Below are 684 nucleotides of genomic sequence, written 5' to 3'. Positions count from 1 at the left end.
GAACCGGATTTCAGGTGCGGCAGGCAGGACTTGATCATCAGGAATGTGCTCGTCACATTCAGGTCCATGACTGCCTGCCAATGCTCCAGCGACATTTCCGGAATGGTCTTGCGCGCGATCAGACCGCCGGTGTTGTTGACCAGGATGTCGATGCCGCCAAATTCTTCCAGGGTTCGCTTCACCAGCGCATCCGCGCCGTCCCGGGTGGTCAGGTCGCCGCAAAGCGCGAAAGCCTTGCCGCCCCTGGAACGAATTTCTTCGACCGCGCTGTCCGCCCCGGCGCTGCTGGAGAAGTAGTTGATTGCGACCATCGCGCCTTCTTCGGCAAGACGCATGGCGCAAGCGCGCCCGATGTCGCGACCTCCGCCGGTCACGATAGCGGTTTTTCCCTTGAGCGTCATGTCTGGTCCTTCTCTTACGTTTCTGTCTGTCTGTCCGGGCGGCAACACGCCGCCGGGTCAGGCCGTTGGCCGATCCTCGCAGTCAGGACTTTGAAATACCGCGATCCGCGCCCGGACATCAGCTTCCTCCCCCTGTGCGACGCCTCCATCTGTCGCCTGTGAACCGGCAAGCCGATTCGCTGTCGTGTCTTTCTGGTATACTAGTAATCTTTGTGGTATACTAGATGCGAGTAAGGTAGAGTCATCCGATGGGTGGAACCCTTGAAAAACAAGGCAACAGCCC

General features: G+C 59.2%; 1 protein-coding gene. It reads right to left on the bottom strand.

The genetic code is table 11. The features are described 5' to 3' along the window. Positions 1-401: SDR family NAD(P)-dependent oxidoreductase (locus tag B4A72_RS01120; RefSeq protein WP_292977973.1), on the bottom strand; the 401-nt coding region annotated here is incomplete at its 3' end. Positions 402-684 lie beyond the last annotated feature (283 nt).

This window comes from Paracoccus sp. UBA5162 (genome assembly GCF_002413585.1).
GTDB lineage: Bacteria > Pseudomonadota > Alphaproteobacteria > Rhodobacterales > Rhodobacteraceae > Paracoccus.
The sequence above is the reverse complement of the archived record's forward strand: the minus strand, read 5'-3'. Positions and strand labels throughout refer to the sequence as shown.